Here is a 16,796-nt window from a genome sequence, read left to right on the forward strand (position 1 = left end):
ACATTCCCCAGCCCATCAATAATTTTGATGGATTGGTGAAAACACTTGTGGTCGATGAGTAGTAAAATAAATGAAGAAGCAACGAGCTTTCCTCAAATGGGCAGGCGGTAAATACGGTTTAGTTGAAGACATTCAGCATCACCTACCAGAAGGTAGAAAGCTAGTTGAGCCTTTCGTCGGAGCGGGGTCGGTATTTTTGAATACCGATTATGACCACTACCTATTGGCTGATATCAATCCAGACTTAATTAATCTGTATAACTTATTAAAACAACAACCTGACTTGTTTATTCAAGAGGCACAGCGTTTTTTCACACCTGAATATAACCGCAAAGAAGTCTATCTAGGCGTACGCGCTGACTTTAACCAAAGCCAAGATACCTTATTCCGCTCTCTTGCTTTCTTATATATGAATCGATTCGGTTTTAATGGTTTATGCCGTTATAACAAAAAAGGTGGCTTTAATGTGCCTTTTGGTTCTTATAAAAAACCTTACTTCCCAGAAAATGAAATGTTGAACTTTGCTGAAAAAGCTAAGAAAGCGACGTTTGTTTGTGAAGGCTACCCACAGACGTTTGCTCGAGCGCGCAAAGGTTGTGTCGTATATTGTGACCCTCCTTATGCCCCATTAGCCCAAGCGAGTAACTTTACTTCTTACGCGGGCAATGGTTTTTCATTAGATGATCAAGCAGAATTGGCCAGTATTGCAGAACATACTGCAGTGCATCGTGATATCCCCGTACTTATTTCTAATCATGATACTGCATTAACTCGCCGTCTATATAAAGGTGCACAGTTGAATGTAGTAAAAGTAAAACGCACCATCAGCCGCAATGGTGCAGGCCGGAACAAGGTTGATGAGTTGTTGGCGTTGTTTGAAGCGAAGGGGTAGTTTCGGTACTCGGATTCTCGGTCGTTTCACTTCTCGTTGCTCGAAATTTGTTGTGAGTGACGTGTAGCGTGTAACGAGGAAAAGCGTGGTAAACTGCTGTTAACTCGCGACACAGAGAGAAACATTCACGCCTCTCGCTACAGCCTTTTCGTTTCTTTTTTCTCTTACTGCTCTTTCTCTCAACTCGAAGTACAGTGTTCACATATCTCGTCACTTCTTTCTGTGTCTTTGCCTAAGTTACGAGCAGCGAAGCGCCCGAGCCACGAAACTCGCTCAATAATACCGTGACCATCAACTCGTAAACTACCTCTCACCTTGTATATAAACGTTTGCTTGGGTAAACTTGCGCCAATTTTATCCCATAGATTTAGGCCATACTCGGAGTTAGCCATGAAAGATTTTTTGATAGCACCATCCATCCTCTCTGCTGATTTTGCTCGTTTAGGCGAAGATGTCGAAAGAGTATTAGCCGCGGGTGCTGATGTTGTTCACTTTGATGTGATGGATAATCACTATGTGCCTAATCTGACTTTTGGCGCCCCAATCTGTAAAGCGCTACGTGATTACGGGATTACTGCACCGATTGATGTTCACTTAATGGTGAAACCCGTTGATAGCATCGTGCCTGAATTTGCTAAAGCGGGTGCATCGATGATCACTTTCCACATTGAAGCCTCTGAGCACGTTGACCGTACTTTGCAATTAATCAAAGAACATGGTTGTCAGGCAGGGGTAGTGTTTAACCCAGCGACGCCGCTTCATCACTTAGATTACATCATGGATAAAGTTGATATGATTTTGTTGATGTCAGTGAATCCAGGTTTTGGCGGTCAATCTTTCATTCCGTCTACTTTAGATAAACTACGTGAAGTGCGTAAGCGTATCGAGGCAAGTGGTCGTAATATCCGTCTTGAAATTGATGGTGGTGTGAAGGTGGATAATATCCGTGAAATCGCTGAAGCGGGTGCAGATATGTTCGTAGCAGGCTCGGCAATTTTCAATCAACCAGACTACAAACAAGTGATTGACCAAATGCGCGAAGAACTTGCGAAAGCAAAGTAACTTTGTAACTAGTGGTCGATATCAAAAGAAGCTTGAGATACACTCAAGCTTCTTTTTTGTTTTAATAGAAGTGTGTTGTAAATGGAAGCTGTGAAAACCTTGCAAGATATTCAATTAATCGCATTTGATTTAGATGGGACGTTACTTGATAGCGTACCTGATCTGGCGGTTGCTGCCGATAAAGCCGTACAAAGCTTAGGTTTTCCATCGGTAACCGAAGAACAAGTTCGAGATTGGGTCGGTAATGGCGCTGACATACTGATTGGTCGTGCGCTAAGTCAAAATATTAAGGTTGATCCATCATTAGATGCGGATTTTCTGAAACAAGCGCGTGTGCGTTTTGATGAGTATTATCACCAAGGCGGCCACCAACTCAGTCATTTATATTCTAATGTAACATCGACATTGAAGGCCTTGCATCAAGGTGGCTATAAAATGGCGATTGTCACTAATAAGCCTTCCGCTTTTGTGCCAGATATTTTGCAGCAGCATGGCATTGCCGATCTGTTTGTCGATGTGATTGGTGGCGATGACTTCCCTAATAAAAAGCCTGATCCAATGGCGCTCAATTGGTTGCTCGATAAGCATCAAGTAAGTGCACAACAAATGTTGATGGTCGGTGATTCTAAAAATGATGTATTAGCTGCAAAAAATGCCGGTTGTCATAGTTTTGCTCTGACTTATGGTTACAACCACGGTGAGCCTATTTCTGACTCATCACCAGACTACGTTGCAGATAACATTGCTGAGATGTTAGATGTACTGAGTGTTTCTCAATAATTGAGATTATTCGAAATAAAACGCTAGTCAAACCGAGCTAGATCAGTAAACTGAAATGCCTGTTTATCTTTCATTTAATTTGAATGAAAGATAAACAGGCATTATTTTTAATTTCAGCCCAGTATTCGATGATGAGTATAAATAGGGGCGACAGTAAGGGAAAAGTAACATGAGCAAACCCATAGTATTAAGTGGTGTTCAACCATCTGGTGAACTGAGTATTGGTAACTACTTGGGTGCTCTACGTCAATGGCAACAAATGCAAGATGATTATGATTGCCAGTATTGCGTTGTTGACCTTCATGCAGTTACGGTTCGTCAAGATCCTAAAGCTCTGTATGAAGCGACATTAGATGCATTAGCAGTTTGTCTTGCGGTTGGTGTTGATCCTAAGAAGAGCACGTTATTCGTTCAGTCACATGTACCGGAACATGCTCAACTAGGTTGGCTTCTTAACTGTTATACCCAAATGGGCGAATTGAATCGTATGACTCAGTTCAAGGATAAATCACAGCGTTACGCCAATGATGTCAACGCTGGGCTTTTTGCTTACCCTGTATTAATGGCAGCGGATATTTTGCTGTACGGTGCTCACCAAGTACCGGTCGGTAACGATCAGAAGCAGCATTTAGAGTTAGCCCGTGATATTGCGACTCGCTTTAATAATGTGTATAGCCCTGAAAATCCAATTTTCCAAATTCCAGAGCCATACATTCCACAAGTGAACGCTCGTGTAATGAGCTTGCAAGATGCGACTAAGAAAATGTCTAAATCGGATGATAATCGTAAAAACGTTATTACCATTTTAGAAGATCCAAAGTCGATTTTGAAAAAGATCAATAAAGCGCAAACCGATGCTGAAACGCCACCACGCATTGCACATGATGTGGAAAATAAAGCAGGCATTTCAAACTTGATGGGGCTGTATTCGGCAGCAACGGGTAAAACTTATCAAGAAATTGAAGCGCAATATGCGGGGGTTGAAATGTACGGTCCATTTAAGAAAGATGTGGGTGAAGCGATCGTTGCGATGCTTGAGCCGATTCAATCTGAATACAAGCGCATTCGTGAAGACCGCGCTTATATGGATCAAGTGATGAAAATTGGTGCTGAAAAAGCCTCAACAAAAGCTGCAGTGACGTTAGCGAAAGCTTACCAAGCGGTAGGGTTTGTGCCTCGAGGCTAAATTCTATTTGGATATACCAATAAAACCGCTGAAGTTGATATTTTCAGCGGTTTTTTGTTTTTATGACTTTGGATACTATTCACTACGTATTATTAATATATGTGTCACTAACTATTGGGTTATAGATAAAAATTATGTGGAGTTAAACACGTGTTTGAAGAAAAGTGATGGTGTTTTTATGAACGAAATCATCTTGTAGTAGGGAAAATGATTAACTTTTTAGTGTGAGAAGCTTGCCTTTATTTGTCGCTATTGCAGAATAGCCACTTCTAATTTAGTATTAAGAACTCAAGATGCTGCTGATTATTGATAATTACGATTCCTTTACCTACAACCTCTATCAATACTTTTGTGAGTTAGGGGCCAAGGTACAAGTAATACGTAACGACGAAATTGATATCGCCGGTATTGAAGCCCTTAATCCTAGCCACTTAGTGATCTCTCCGGGACCATGTACCCCCAATGAAGCGGGTATCTCGCTAGAAGCCATTCAACATTTTGCAGGTAAGTTGCCAATATTAGGCGTTTGTCTAGGCCATCAAGCGATCGCACAGGCGTTTGGTGGAAAGGTGGTAAGAGCAAGACAAGTCATGCATGGCAAAACCTCTCTCATTGTTCATACTGGACAAAGTGTGTTTCGTGATTTACCCAATCCTTTAACGGTAACTCGTTATCATTCTTTAGTGGTTGAAACGGCCAGCTTGCCTAAGTGTTTTGAATTGACCGCATGGACCACATTGGCCAATGGCGAGCTCAATGAAATCATGGGTTACCAGCATAAAAGCTTGCCGATAGAGGCGGTGCAGTTTCACCCTGAGTCGATCAAGACCGAAGGCGGTCATCAAATTTTGGCTAATTTCCTTCAGCGATAAATCCTGCCTAAAAGTTACAAAAACGTTAATTGTTCCACAACCTTGCGATTTAGATTTTATCCTATTCTAGAATTCCACTATCCTCTAAAGTATATACCTGATCAGTTGTTCAGGAATGTTCTTATTTGAATAAATATTTATAATAATTAAATAAAAAGTCATTGATGCGTTTCATCTACTTAGCTAGATTAATAGTAGGTGAATAAACGAAGAGGATTAGGGATGTCAGTCGATACGCAAGTGCAAAGAAGTTGGTTTGAAGATGTAATGGTACCTTGTTACAACCCGATGGAAATGATTCCAGTACGTGGGCAAGGTTCTGTGGTTTGGGATCAACAAGGAAAAGAATACATCGATTTCGCAGGTGGTATTGCGGTGAGTTGCCTTGGTCATTGCCATCCGGTGATGGTTGAAGCATTAACGGAACAAGCCAATAAAATTTGGCATTTGAGTAATGTCATGACCAATGAACCTGCATTACGTTTAGCTAAGAAACTGACGGAAATTAGTTTTGCTGAAAAAGTGTTTTTTGCCAACTCTGGCGCAGAAGCCAATGAAGCCGCATTAAAACTGGCTCGTCGTTGGGCAAAAGAAACTCATGGTGAAGAAAAAAGTGAAATCATCGCCTTTACTCAAGGCTTCCATGGTCGTACCTTCTTCACGGTAACCGTTGGTGGTCAGCCTGCCTATTCCGATGGCTTTGGCCCTAAACCGGGCGGGATTACTCATATTCCTTATAACGATCTTGAAGCATTAAAAGCGCACTTATCTGATAAAACCTGTGCCGTGATGATGGAGCCTTTACAAGGTGAGGGTGGGGTGGTTTCTCCGGATCCTGAGTTTGTACAATCAGTAAGAGATCTTTGCGATCAACACCATGCGTTATTGATCTTTGATGAAGTGCAAACGGGGAATGGTAGAACTGGTCACTTCTATGCTTATCAAGAACTTGGCGTGACGCCAGATATTCTATCCACCGCAAAATCGCTTGGCGGTGGTTTCCCTATTGGTGCAATGCTTACGACGACTGAATTAGCCCAACATATGAAAGCGGGTGTACATGGTTCAACTTATGGTGGTAACCCATTAGCGTGTGCGGTTGCTGAAGCGGTAGTGAATCATATTAGTCAACCATCAGTGCTACAAGGTGTTGCTGAGCGCGAGCAATGGTTAAAACAAGGTCTATCGGCATTAAACGATAAGTACGGTTTATTTGTAGATATTCGTGGTAAAGGTTTACTGATCGGTGCCGAACTTAATGATGAGTGGAAAGGCCGATCACGCGATATTTTAGTGGCGGCAGGGCAGCATGGCTTATTGCTGTTAGTCGCTGGTGCTAATGTGGTGCGCTTTACGCCATCTTTAGTGATAACTCAAAAAGAAATTGAACAAGGTTTGGAGAAACTTGATCAAGCGATAGCCTCACTAGTTTAATCGTTTTTCGACTATTTAACTTTTACCATTTATATACTAGGGCAGCTCAGGTTGCCCTATGACTCTTATATTCAGATGACTTGATAATCTAAAAGAGTTGTTCTGAATTCAAAGAAGGAGGCAATATGATCATCGTTCGACCGATTCAATTGTCTGATTATGATGTTCTATATCGCTGCGCCGAAGAGTCTGGCCATGGTTTTACTTCACTACCGCTTAACCAAGAAATTTTGACTCGCCGTATCGAAAATTCACAGAAAAGCTTTGTGAAACCCTCACAAGACGGTCAATTTACTCGCCAAGATGAAAGTTATCTTATGGTGGCGGTTGATACTGAAAGCAACGAAATTATTGGTACCACCGGTATTGAAGCATCGATTGGCTGGGATGTACCTGCCTACAGTTATCACATCAGTAAAGTCGTCCACAGTTCAAATCGGCTGAAAGTGCGCAATGAAGTACAGGTACTGACTTTAGGTAATAACTATACCGGCAGCAGCGAGTTGTGTACTTTATTTTTACGCCCAGAATACCGTCAAGGTCTCAATGGCCGATTATTATCTAAGTGCCGTTTTCTTATGTTGGCACAGTTCCCCGAACGCTTTTCTGACACTATTATTGCTGAAATGCGTGGTGTGAGTGATGAGCAAGGTAATTCTCCTTTTTGGCAATGGCTCAAACAGCATTTCTTTTCGATTGATTTCACGCTTGCCGATTACTTAACTGGCATTGGTAGTAAGGGCTTTATTGCTGATTTAATGCCTAAGCTGCCGATTTATGTCAACTTACTCAGTCCTGAAGCGCAAGCTGTGATAGGTAAGGTTCACCAACAAACAGCTCCTGCATTAAAGTTACTGGAACGCGAAGGATTTTCTTGCCGCGGCTATGTCGATATTTTTGATGCAGGACCTACGGTTGAATGCGATCGCGAACGTATTCATTCGGTGCAGCAATCGCTTCTCACCAAAGTAGAAGTGCGTGCCCACTCTTCTTCACAGCAGTACCTTATCGCTAATACGAAACTACAAGATTTTAGAGCGACACTTGCGAAAGCCGCTTACGATTCTGAACGCAATACGATGTATCTTGCACCAGGTGTCGCAGAACTATTATTGGTGGAAACCGGTGATAGTTTAAGAGTATTGGCTCAATAAAAACGCTGGGTTTGGTGAGTTTTTTGAAAGATATTAATACGTTAAATAATAGACGCTAGAACTTGAACTATAGTTAATTGAGTTATGTTTATTGGAGAGGAAGTCATGGTAACGGTTGAACAATTATTTGAGCAACTTTGGCAAGATTACGCCAAACGCTTGTGTCCTTCGGCATCAAAAGTTCAAAAGCTATTGAGCCAAAAAAGCGATAAATTAATCAATGACCATATTGCGTTGCGAACCTTTTCAGGCAGTAAACTAGGGTTGCCTCAACTGGCTAAGCATTTTGTGCAGCTTGGTTATCAACCTGCCGGAGAGTACCACTTTGAAGCGAAAAAGTTGTATGCCCAGCACTATCAACATCCCGATCCATTATTCCCCAAAGTGTTTATTAGCGAATTATGTTTAGAGCAATGTTCTGATACGCTTAAGCAAATCGTCAATAAACTGCTTCATGATCTACCAAATCAATATAGTGACGATGCGCGATTCTTATCTCAAGGTCGGCCTTGGCGTGTCAGCAAAGAGGATTATCAAACTCTAGCGCAAGAAAGTGAGTACGCCGCTTGGGTTGCTGCCCATGGCTTTGGGGCGAACCACTTTACGGTGAGCGTTAATCATCTAGTGGGTTTTCTCGACCTTGAACAAGTGAATGATTTCTTAGTGTGGCATAACTTTGAAATGAATCATGCTGGTGGCGATATTAAAGGCAGTAAAGAGGTAGGCTTACAGCAGTCTTCTACTTTAGCGGATAAAGTCAAAGTAGAGTTTACCGATGGAGAGTTGGAGATCCCTGGTGGATTTTATGAATTTGCTAAGCGCTTTGAAAAAGAAGATGGAGAGTTGTATCAAGGGTTTGTTACTGCTTCGGCAGATAAGATTTTTGAAAGTACTAATATGTAAAATATGAAGTCATATACTCGTTTCCCGTTACTCGAAAAATTAAACTTTTTCGAGTAACGGAAAAAGTTATCTTTAGTTACGCGCTCTACGAACTCTTAATGCATGAGGCATCACACGGATTCGTCGCATAATTTCTGCAAGGTGTACACGGTCTTTAGCGGTCAATAATAGCGTGATAGTATATAAGCGGCCATCACGTTCTTCAGTGGTAATACCATGAATATTTGAACCAGTAGAAGACACTACATTAGTCAAATCAGCCAGTGCGCCTTGGCGGTTTTGCATGTCGACTTTTAACTCTGTAATGAACTCTTGTTCGAAATCTTTTGACCACTCAACCGCCATGTAACGTTCTGGTTCTTTTTGATAGCCGCGAACATTCGGACAAGTTTCACGGTGAATTACTAAGCCACGACCCGGTGAAACATGCGCAATAATGTGATCATCTGGAATCGGGTGACAGCATTTTGCATAAGTCAGTAAAATACCTTCTGCGCCACGAATTGGGAGTTTCTTTTTCTTCGAGTGACTTGTTGAATTTGCTTCATCTTCAGAAATAGGTAGTTCAGTTAACTCATCAGCATCACCGAGTAAACGGCGTGCAATCACGATACTCATCAGCTCACCCAAACCAATTGCTGCCAGTAACTCATCGAGAGTTTTCAGTTTGAGATCGGAAAGTACGTGAGTAATGTTCCCTTCGCTAATATCACTGAGAGACAGATCGCCTAGTGCGTGATTTAATAAGCGACGACCTAGTGCCAGCGATTCATCACGACGCATTGTCTTTAATACTTGACGTATCTTAGTGCGAGCACGAGAAGTCACCACATAGTTGAGCCATGCTGCATTCGGGCGAGCACCCGGAGCACTAATGATTTCAATGGTTTGGCCATTTTTCAAGGCTTTACTAAGCGGGTACGGATTACGATCAACACGAGCACCCACGCAGGTATTACCTACATCAGTATGTACTGCATAAGCAAAATCTACCGCGGTTGCGCCTGCTGGTAATTCAATGATACGGCCTTTTGGCGTAAACACGAAAATTTCATCAGGGAAGAGATCTGACTTGACGTTTTCTATAAATTCAAATGAGTTGCCAGCACTTTGTTGTAATTCAAGCAGGCTTTGCATCCAACGCTGCGCTTTAATTTGTGCGGTAGTGCCGGAGCTATCTCCATTGGCTTTGTATGACCAGTGTGCCGCGACACCTTTGTCAGCCATTTGATCCATATCTTCGGTACGGATCTGTACTTCAACTGGTACACCGTGTGGGCCGACCATTGAAGTATGTAAAGATTGATAGCCATTCGCTTTTGGTACCGCAATGTAGTCTTTCATGCGGCCTGGACGCGGCTTATACAGGTTGTGAACTTGACCTAATACTCGGTAGCAAGTGTCTGCGGTATCAACAATCACGCGGAAAGCATAGATATCCATAATGGTATGGAAACGTTGCTCTTTAGTGCGCATTTTATTGTAGATTGAGTAGAGGTTTTTTTCTCGTCCAAGTACGCGAACTTGTAAACCTGCTTCTTGTAAGCGGCCTTCTATTTCACTGTGAATACGTTGGATCATCTCTTTACGATTGCCGCGGGCAGCCTTAACCACTTCACGCAATACACGGTAGCGATTAGGATATAGGGCTTCAAAACCGAGCTCTTCAAGTTCAGTCTTTATATTGTGAATACCTAAGCGGTGGGCAAGGGGAGAGAAGATTTCAACTGTCTCGCGTGCAATACGACGACGTTTATCTGGGCGTAATGCACCAAGGGTACGCATATTGTGGGTGCGGTCAGCCAGCTTAATTAAGATTACGCGAATGTCTTGCACCATGGCTAAGATCATTTTACGGAAGTTTTCAGCTTGAGCTTCTTTGCGATCGCGGAATTTGAGTTTATCGAGCTTAGAAACACCATCGACCAATTCAGCCACGGTTTCACCAAATTGAGCAGCAAGCTCTTCCTTAGTGACCTCGGTATCTTCTATTACATCATGTAATAACGCTGCCATTAAGGTTTCGTTATCAAGGTGCATTTCTGCCAGAATACGGGCAACCGCAACGGGATGAATGATGTAAGGTTCGCCGCTTGAACGACTTTGACCTTCATGAGCTTCTTTTGCGACCAAAAAGGCTTCACGCAGAGTCTCAATTTGAGACTCTGGTAAATATTCTTGGGCAACGGCCTTTAAACTTTCAAATAAGTACAATTGTTATACGCCCAGAATAGAGAGATTAACGGTGATGAACGATACTGCTTACTGCTGCTAATTCTGCCGCGTCTTGCTCTTGTTGTTCTTGACGCTCACGTGCGTCTAGTACTTCTTTAGTGATCAAGCCTTCTTCGATTTCGCGTAGTGCGATAACGGTAGTCTTATCATTTTCTTCAGGAACCAATGCATCTTTGTTGCCAGTTTGCATTTGACGAGCGCGGCGAGCCGCAATTAGGACTAGGTCGAAACGGTTACCGACTTTTTCAACAGCGTCTTGGACAGTTACGCGTGCCATGGTGACTCCAATTAGTAAATTTTATTTAGAATGACGGGAAATTATACAGCCTTACTGCTAGAGATTCTAGCAATAAGATGGCTGGGTAATTATTTGTGTGTTTTAATAAAAAAACTCTCGATTATTCAGCTAGTAAGGCTTGTAACATGCCGTTATATTTAACGGCTTGCTTGTCTTGTTTTAGACGCTCTGCACGAATGATGGCTTTAAAGTCCATTAATGCAGCGTCAAAGTCATCATTGATGATCAGATAATCATATTCATCATAATGAGAAATTTCAGATTTTGCTTTGCTCATGCGACCAGCGATCACTTCTTCGCTGTCTTGACCACGAGTATTTAAACGGCGCTCTAATTCACCATTTGATGGCGGCAAAATAAAGATACCTTTGGCATGTGGCATTTGAGTGCGAATTTGACGCGCGCCTTGCCAATCGATATCTAAGAAAATATCGATGCCTTTGTTTAGGTTTTCTTCAATCCACACACGAGAAGTGCCGTAATAATTACCAAACACTTCAGCATGCTCGAGGAATACGCCTTGTTCCATTAACTCAACAAAGTGTTGCTTTTCAACAAAGTGATAATGAACGCCATCTTCTTCACCAGGACGTTTTTCACGTGTGGTATGTGAAATAGAGACTTTCATTGCGTAGTTAGGATTTCTTTCTAACATTGCAGAGATGAGGCTAGATTTACCCGCACCACTCGGTGCAGAAACAATATAAAGGGTACCTTTACCGATCATTATTCATTCACTTTTGTTGAGGTTTATCATTATCATTTTAGTCAACTCAGCACTTTAGCCAAAGCATTAAAAACAATAAGGATAAAAAAGGGGAGCGAAGAGTAGCATAAGGGATAGGGAATTTGAATCAGTAAGCGCCTGCTTTGCAGATAAAATTAAAGCCACGAGGGGATGGCTTTAACTAGTATGCTAGAGACGTTTTAAGCGTGGCGATTATTCACAAATACCGCAAGAATCGCGCAAGCGGCCAAAATAAAACAGTAGAAAGAGTTTGAAATAATTTCTAGCGGTGATAATTGAAATACCGAGCCGAGTAATAATACCTGTGCGCCATAAGGTAAAATACCTTGCGTGATACAAGAGAAAATATCCAACAAGCTTGCAGAACGCTTGGCGCTTACGCCATTTTGTTCTGATAATTCACGCGCGACACTGCCAGAAACGATGATGGCTACTGTATTATTCGCAGTACAGAAGTTGGTGAGAGACACTAAAATGGCAACGCCGAGTTCGCTAGCTCTGGAATTGGCTTTAGCAGAATGTTTTGCGCCGAACTGATGAATAATTCGATTTACTAGTTGCGTTACAAAGACTAAACCACCTTGCTGACGCATTAGCTCACTTAGGCCACCAATTAGCATCGATAATAAGAAGATTTCTTGCATGTTACCAAAGCCAGCATAGATATCTTTACCGAGCTGACCGAAAGCGTAACCTGGTACGGAATATAAGCTCACACCACCAGCTAAAATAATCCCTAAACTTAACACAACAAAGACGTTCAGACCTGAAATCGCTAAAACCAAAATAGTGATATAAGGTAGGATTTTCAGCCATTCAATATCACCGGTTGTTGGTGTTTGAGTGGCGGTGCTGCTGAAAGCAAAAATGATAATGGTGATTAACGCAGCTGGAATGGCGGTTTTGATATTTTCACGAAATTTATCTTTCATCTCACAACCTTGTGAGCGAGTTGCTGCAATGGTGGTATCAGAGATGATTGATAAGTTATCACCAAACATCGCGCCACTTAATACCACACCAGCAGTTAGTGGCATGCTCATGCCTGCAGATTGCGCGATGCCAACTGCCACTGGCGCAACGGCAGCAATCGTGCCCATCGATGTACCCATTGCAGTGGCAATAAAGGCAGATATTAAAAAGATACCAGGTAAGATCATGCTGGTTGGAAGTAAAGATAAACCAAAGTTAACGGTTGCATCCACCCCACCAGAGGCTTTAGCAACAGCCGCAAAAGCGCCAGCAAGCAAGTAGATCATGCACATGGCAATGATGTCTTGATGGCCGACACCATTAAAAAATTGTTCGATCGCTTTATTGATTTTTTCTTTGCTTAATAGAATCGCCACGACAATAGCAGGCAAAGTCGCAATTGGAGCTGGTAGTTGATAAAACGCAAAATCAACGCCTTGGATGGTTAAGTAGGTACCGACGCCAATAAATAATGTCAAGAATACACCGAGTGGTAATAAAGCCAATGCGGACGATGTAGGACGATGAGATGGAGCTGGTTTTGATGATTCAGGAGCAGACATAACACACCAGTATTAATAAAGAGCGATTAATGAAGATCGAAAACAAAATAGGCCGCGCAGAGTAAAGCTTGTACATTGAGGTGTCAACGTCTAGATGTCTAAATGTCCATGGTAAGTGCTTTGAATCGAGATTGAAGTAGGAAGCCAAAACCAAAAAGGCGACAAGGTAGCCGCCTTGATTTTACGAAGAGTGGGCTTTACGAAGAATGAACTCTACGAGTAATGGACTCTTCTCGTTATCCGCAACTGAGGTTATTTAGCCAATTGCGCTTGGATGATCGGCTCTAGTTTTTCAATCGGTAAATATCCCGGAATCACTTCATCGCCAATTAACATTGCAGGCGTGCCTTGTAAGCCAAGTTGAGCAAACAGTTGATAGTTCTTGGTTACTTGTTGTTGAGTTTTCTCAATCTCTTCTAATTGCTCACGAGTATCAGTTTTCTTCGCTACTTTAAGTAGTGATGCAGGGTTGTGACTACCTGGTTTTTTGACTAATAACTCGCTGACTTCGGCAAACTTATTTGGTTTATTTTGCCAAATGTTTAATGCATAAGTCGCTGAGTTTTGATCACTATTGATTTCTTTTAATGGTACTAAAATATCTACAATTTTGAGCTCTGGATACTTCTCGGATAATTGTTGTAATACCGGCGTGAGTTTTTTACACCAAGGGCAGCTGTAGTCGGTAAAAAACGCAATCGTCAGTTTTGGATTTTTCGCACCATAAGACGGTTGGTCCGGGTTGTTGTAGATATAGTTATTGTGCTGTTTTAATACCGCATCAAATTGGTTTTGTTGATGGACATATTGTTGCAAGCTTTTGTGCAACCCATCAATGATCTTAGGATTGTCACGCAGCATTTGATTGATCTCATTAATTTTCTGCTCGGTTTCTTGTGGCAGTGTTGCCGCTTGTAGTGTAGTCGTTGATAAGCTCATCATGAGTAGGCTAACCCAAATTAAAGCGCGTTGTTTGATTGTTGTTTTCATCATATATCCTAAAAAGAGTTTTTAAATAACTGGCTAGAAAGCGATTGGCTTAACTCATCCAAAGACGAGCAAGTAAACCGATTGGCGAGGTAAAGCCGGTGGTGATGTGTTTGATTTCACCATTGCGCACGATAAAAATTGTCGGCGTAACATTGACTCCCCATTGCTGGCCGATTTGGCTACGTGGATCATTAATGTTGGCAAAGCCCAATTTCTTATATTCAAAGTAGCGTTGCAGCTTGTGAGATTCACCGGATGACAAGGAGATGCCGACAGTAGGGTAGTAATCACTTACCCAGTTAACACTTGGCGTGACAAACTGACACACCGAACACCAGCTAGCCCAGAAATACACCACCACTGGCTGTTCCTGACTTAATGCCTCAATATCGATCCATTGTTGATTAATATCTTGCGCCTTGAGGTTGAAACTGGCTTGCGTTGGTACCGATTGACTACGCCACAGATCGACCGCAACGGATACCAGAACCAGCAATATTAGGTACTTGAATACACCAATGAGTTTTGATTTTATCGATTTCATTGAATCCCTCCCGATGCCTTTTCGATGGCTTGAATAACATCATTACTGGAGTAGATCACCGGCAGTGCAATTCCTTGTGACGCTTGTGGGCCATAGACAATATTAAACGGTACACCAAAGCGATTATGCGATTGTAAGTATTCACTTACTTGTGGGTTAGGTACTGTCCAATCACCTTGCATACGTACAATCTTGTCTTGTTGCAATACGTCATAAACCGGTTGTTGCAGTAGCACACCGATCTTGTTGGCTTTACAGGTTATGCACCAATCCGCCGTCACATCGACAAATACGATATTACCTGCTGCAACTTGTTGCTGGATCACCTGAGTATCTAGTGGCTGCCAGCTTAACTCGGCCGGTAATGGGGAGCGCCAATAATCCGCGGTCAGACTAGCGATGAAAAAAATCACAGATGAGGCTATCAAGGCGATACAACTGGTGATCGCCACCGCGCGTCCGCCAAATACCTGAACGCTACGCCAAATTAGAACCACTAACCCGAAAGCACTGATTGCCCATAACAGCCCAGTCGATAAATGGGAAGAGAGTAAGCTAATCAGCCACACACAAGTCGCCAGCATCATCAGACCAAAAATGATTTTAAGGCGATTCATCCATTTACCCGGTTTTGGTAGTTTCAAGGCAAGCGAAGGACGCAGCGCCACCAGTAACCAAGGCATTGCCATGCCGATACCTAAACCAGTAAATATCAGAAATAAAGTCGCCCAAGAAGCGCCGAGTGCAAATGCCACTGCGGTACCAAGAAACGGCGCAGAGCAAGGCGTGGCGAGTAAAGTGGCAAACATGCCTTGAATAAAGTGACCCGAGTGTTTATTACTCCCCTTAGTGGCCATCCAAGTACTCACCGATGAAGGTAAACGCAATTCAAATAAGCCCAGCATATTGGCGCCAAAAATTGCTGTCACTAATACCATCAAGCCTAGAAAGCCTGCGCTTTGAAATTGAATCCCCCAACCAATCGATTGACCGGACCATTTGAGGACCGCCAAGCTGACGGCAATTAACCAAAATGAGCTGATAATGCCTGCTGCTGAGGCTAAAAATTGCATCCGTATTTGTGATTTTTGTTGGCGTTCAGTGCTTAAAACTGAGGTAAGTTTCATGCCTAGCACTGGCAGTACACACGGCATCACATTAAGAATTAAGCCACCCAGTAAAGCAAATGCAAACATGGTTAATAGTGACGAGCTGCTACTTGCCTCGCTGACACTACCGTCGGTTAAAGCAATAGTTTGTTCGGTAATAAATTGTTTATCGACAACCGTAACTTGTATCGATTCACCACTTAAATCCGGCTCGCCTAGCCAGTTAGACACATCAAACCAAGCGGTTAACTGGTTGCCATCAATTGAAAGCCTAGGATGAGAAAAGCTGCTGTCGGCGACATTTTCTGCCTTTCCATCAATAAACAAATCCGGTTGCTGCCAACCTTGTTGACTGGTGAGGGTGACTTGTAGCTTATTACTTGTCGCATCCCACTTGGCTTGCGCATTGGCCAACATTGAGGAAGCTTGCGGCACTAAACTCATCGCCTGAGCATAACGACGCATCGCATCCGCATCCGCTTTTAAGTCAGAAGGAGTAAAATCAAGTTCTAACGGATAGTCGGTGATCACACACACGGTTGAGCAAGACGATAAACTTAAATTGGCCTTAAAGTTGACTGGCTGGTGTTGATCTTCGATTTTGATTGAAAGTGGAAACACGACATCATGCTTATAGCCTAAGGTTTCAATGCCTAAAACATCGAAGCGCTGCGGATAAGGCCACTGCCAATCTACATTATTAATGTTACTAGAATCTTGCCAGTCAAGTTCTGGTGATACGCCACCTTCGCCCGGAGAGCGCCAATAAGTTTTCCATTCATCGGCGAGTTTGACTTCAATAAAACCGGCCGCGTTATTGTTGGCATCAACCTGCCCGGTTAACACCAATTGCACCTCAACCGGAGGATGTTGTTCGGCCTTTATCCAGCCCGTTGTTAGCGGCGCGGCGGTGACATAACTGCTGAATAATACGAATAGCGATAACCCCCCCAAACTTAATTTGGCAAGCTTAAGCTGAAGGCGTGTGAATACAGTAAAAAATTGCATTGATATTCCTAAAAATGAAAATAACAAAACCGGCTCTCTAAATAAA

The 16,796-nt window shown here is 42.6% G+C and carries 15 protein-coding genes; 8 read left to right on the top strand and 7 right to left on the bottom strand.

Annotation, left to right across the window (positions count from 1 at the left end):
- Positions 1-70 precede the first annotated feature (70 nt).
- The 8 genes from ACE3G9_RS08420 to ACE3G9_RS08455 all read left to right on the top strand — a co-directional run bounded on the left by ACE3G9_RS08420 (position 71) and on the right by ACE3G9_RS08455 (position 8,283).
- On the top strand, positions 71-892 hold the full coding sequence (locus tag ACE3G9_RS08420) for a Dam family site-specific DNA-(adenine-N6)-methyltransferase (RefSeq protein WP_417880358.1): 822 nt from the start codon (positions 71-73) through the stop codon (positions 890-892).
- Positions 893-1,282: 390 nt separating this feature from the next.
- Positions 1,283-1,954 (top strand): ribulose-phosphate 3-epimerase, encoded by a 672-nt coding sequence (rpe, locus tag ACE3G9_RS08425; RefSeq protein WP_417880357.1) that lies wholly within the window; start codon positions 1,283-1,285, stop codon positions 1,952-1,954.
- Positions 1,955-2,053: 99 nt separating this feature from the next.
- Entirely contained in the window at positions 2,054-2,734 is a 681-nt protein-coding gene (locus ACE3G9_RS08430; protein WP_449218922.1) for a phosphoglycolate phosphatase, read from the top strand.
- A 169-nt stretch (positions 2,735-2,903) separates the two neighbouring features.
- The gene (trpS, locus tag ACE3G9_RS08435; RefSeq protein WP_449218907.1) at positions 2,904-3,920 is read left to right on the top strand and encodes a tryptophan--tRNA ligase; all 1,017 of its coding nucleotides are present in this window, start codon (positions 2,904-2,906) and stop codon (positions 3,918-3,920) included.
- A gap of 293 nt (positions 3,921-4,213) precedes the next feature.
- Complete coding sequence (locus ACE3G9_RS08440) at positions 4,214-4,792, top strand: aminodeoxychorismate/anthranilate synthase component II (protein ID WP_417880355.1); 579 nt, start codon at positions 4,214-4,216, stop codon at positions 4,790-4,792.
- A gap of 222 nt (positions 4,793-5,014) precedes the next feature.
- Positions 5,015-6,226, top strand: coding sequence for an aspartate aminotransferase family protein (locus tag ACE3G9_RS08445; RefSeq protein ID WP_417880354.1), 1,212 nt, complete (start codon positions 5,015-5,017; stop codon positions 6,224-6,226).
- Positions 6,227-6,351: 125 nt separating this feature from the next.
- A complete protein-coding gene (gene astA, locus ACE3G9_RS08450; RefSeq protein WP_449218908.1) occupies positions 6,352-7,380 on the top strand; it encodes an arginine N-succinyltransferase in 1,029 nt (342 codons plus the stop codon).
- A 105-nt stretch (positions 7,381-7,485) separates the two neighbouring features.
- Complete coding sequence (locus ACE3G9_RS08455) at positions 7,486-8,283, top strand: 2-oxoadipate dioxygenase/decarboxylase family protein (RefSeq protein WP_449218909.1); 798 nt, start codon at positions 7,486-7,488, stop codon at positions 8,281-8,283.
- Positions 8,284-8,355: 72 nt separating this feature from the next.
- Here the strand turns inward: ACE3G9_RS08455 and spoT are convergent, their stop codons facing one another.
- The 7 genes from spoT to ACE3G9_RS08490 form a co-directional block, all read right to left on the bottom strand.
- Positions 8,356-10,497 (bottom strand): bifunctional GTP diphosphokinase/guanosine-3',5'-bis pyrophosphate 3'-pyrophosphohydrolase, encoded by a 2,142-nt coding sequence (gene spoT / locus ACE3G9_RS08460; RefSeq protein ID WP_417880308.1) that lies wholly within the window; start codon positions 10,495-10,497, stop codon positions 8,356-8,358.
- A 25-nt stretch (positions 10,498-10,522) separates the two neighbouring features.
- Positions 10,523-10,795, bottom strand: coding sequence for a DNA-directed RNA polymerase subunit omega (gene rpoZ, locus ACE3G9_RS08465; protein ID WP_027696467.1), 273 nt, complete (start codon positions 10,793-10,795; stop codon positions 10,523-10,525).
- 121 nt (positions 10,796-10,916) lie between these two features.
- Positions 10,917-11,540, bottom strand: coding sequence for a guanylate kinase (gene gmk / locus ACE3G9_RS08470; RefSeq protein ID WP_417880441.1), 624 nt, complete (start codon positions 11,538-11,540; stop codon positions 10,917-10,919).
- 203 nt (positions 11,541-11,743) lie between these two features.
- Entirely contained in the window at positions 11,744-13,099 is a 1,356-nt protein-coding gene (locus ACE3G9_RS08475) for a Na+/H+ antiporter NhaC family protein (protein WP_449218910.1), read from the bottom strand.
- Between the two features lie 252 nt (positions 13,100-13,351).
- Entirely contained in the window at positions 13,352-14,089 is a 738-nt protein-coding gene (locus tag ACE3G9_RS08480; protein ID WP_449218911.1) for a DsbA family protein, read from the bottom strand.
- Between the two features lie 49 nt (positions 14,090-14,138).
- Positions 14,139-14,633, bottom strand: a complete 495-nt coding sequence (locus ACE3G9_RS08485) for a protein disulfide oxidoreductase (RefSeq protein WP_417880305.1) — start codon at positions 14,631-14,633, stop codon at positions 14,139-14,141.
- Complete coding sequence (locus ACE3G9_RS08490; RefSeq protein ID WP_449218912.1) at positions 14,630-16,750, bottom strand: protein-disulfide reductase DsbD family protein; 2,121 nt, start codon at positions 16,748-16,750, stop codon at positions 14,630-14,632. The genes ACE3G9_RS08485 and ACE3G9_RS08490 overlap by 4 nt, the downstream gene beginning before the upstream one ends.
- Between the last annotated feature and the right edge of the window lie 46 nt (positions 16,751-16,796).

The organism is Vibrio sp. E150_018, from assembly GCF_053544035.1.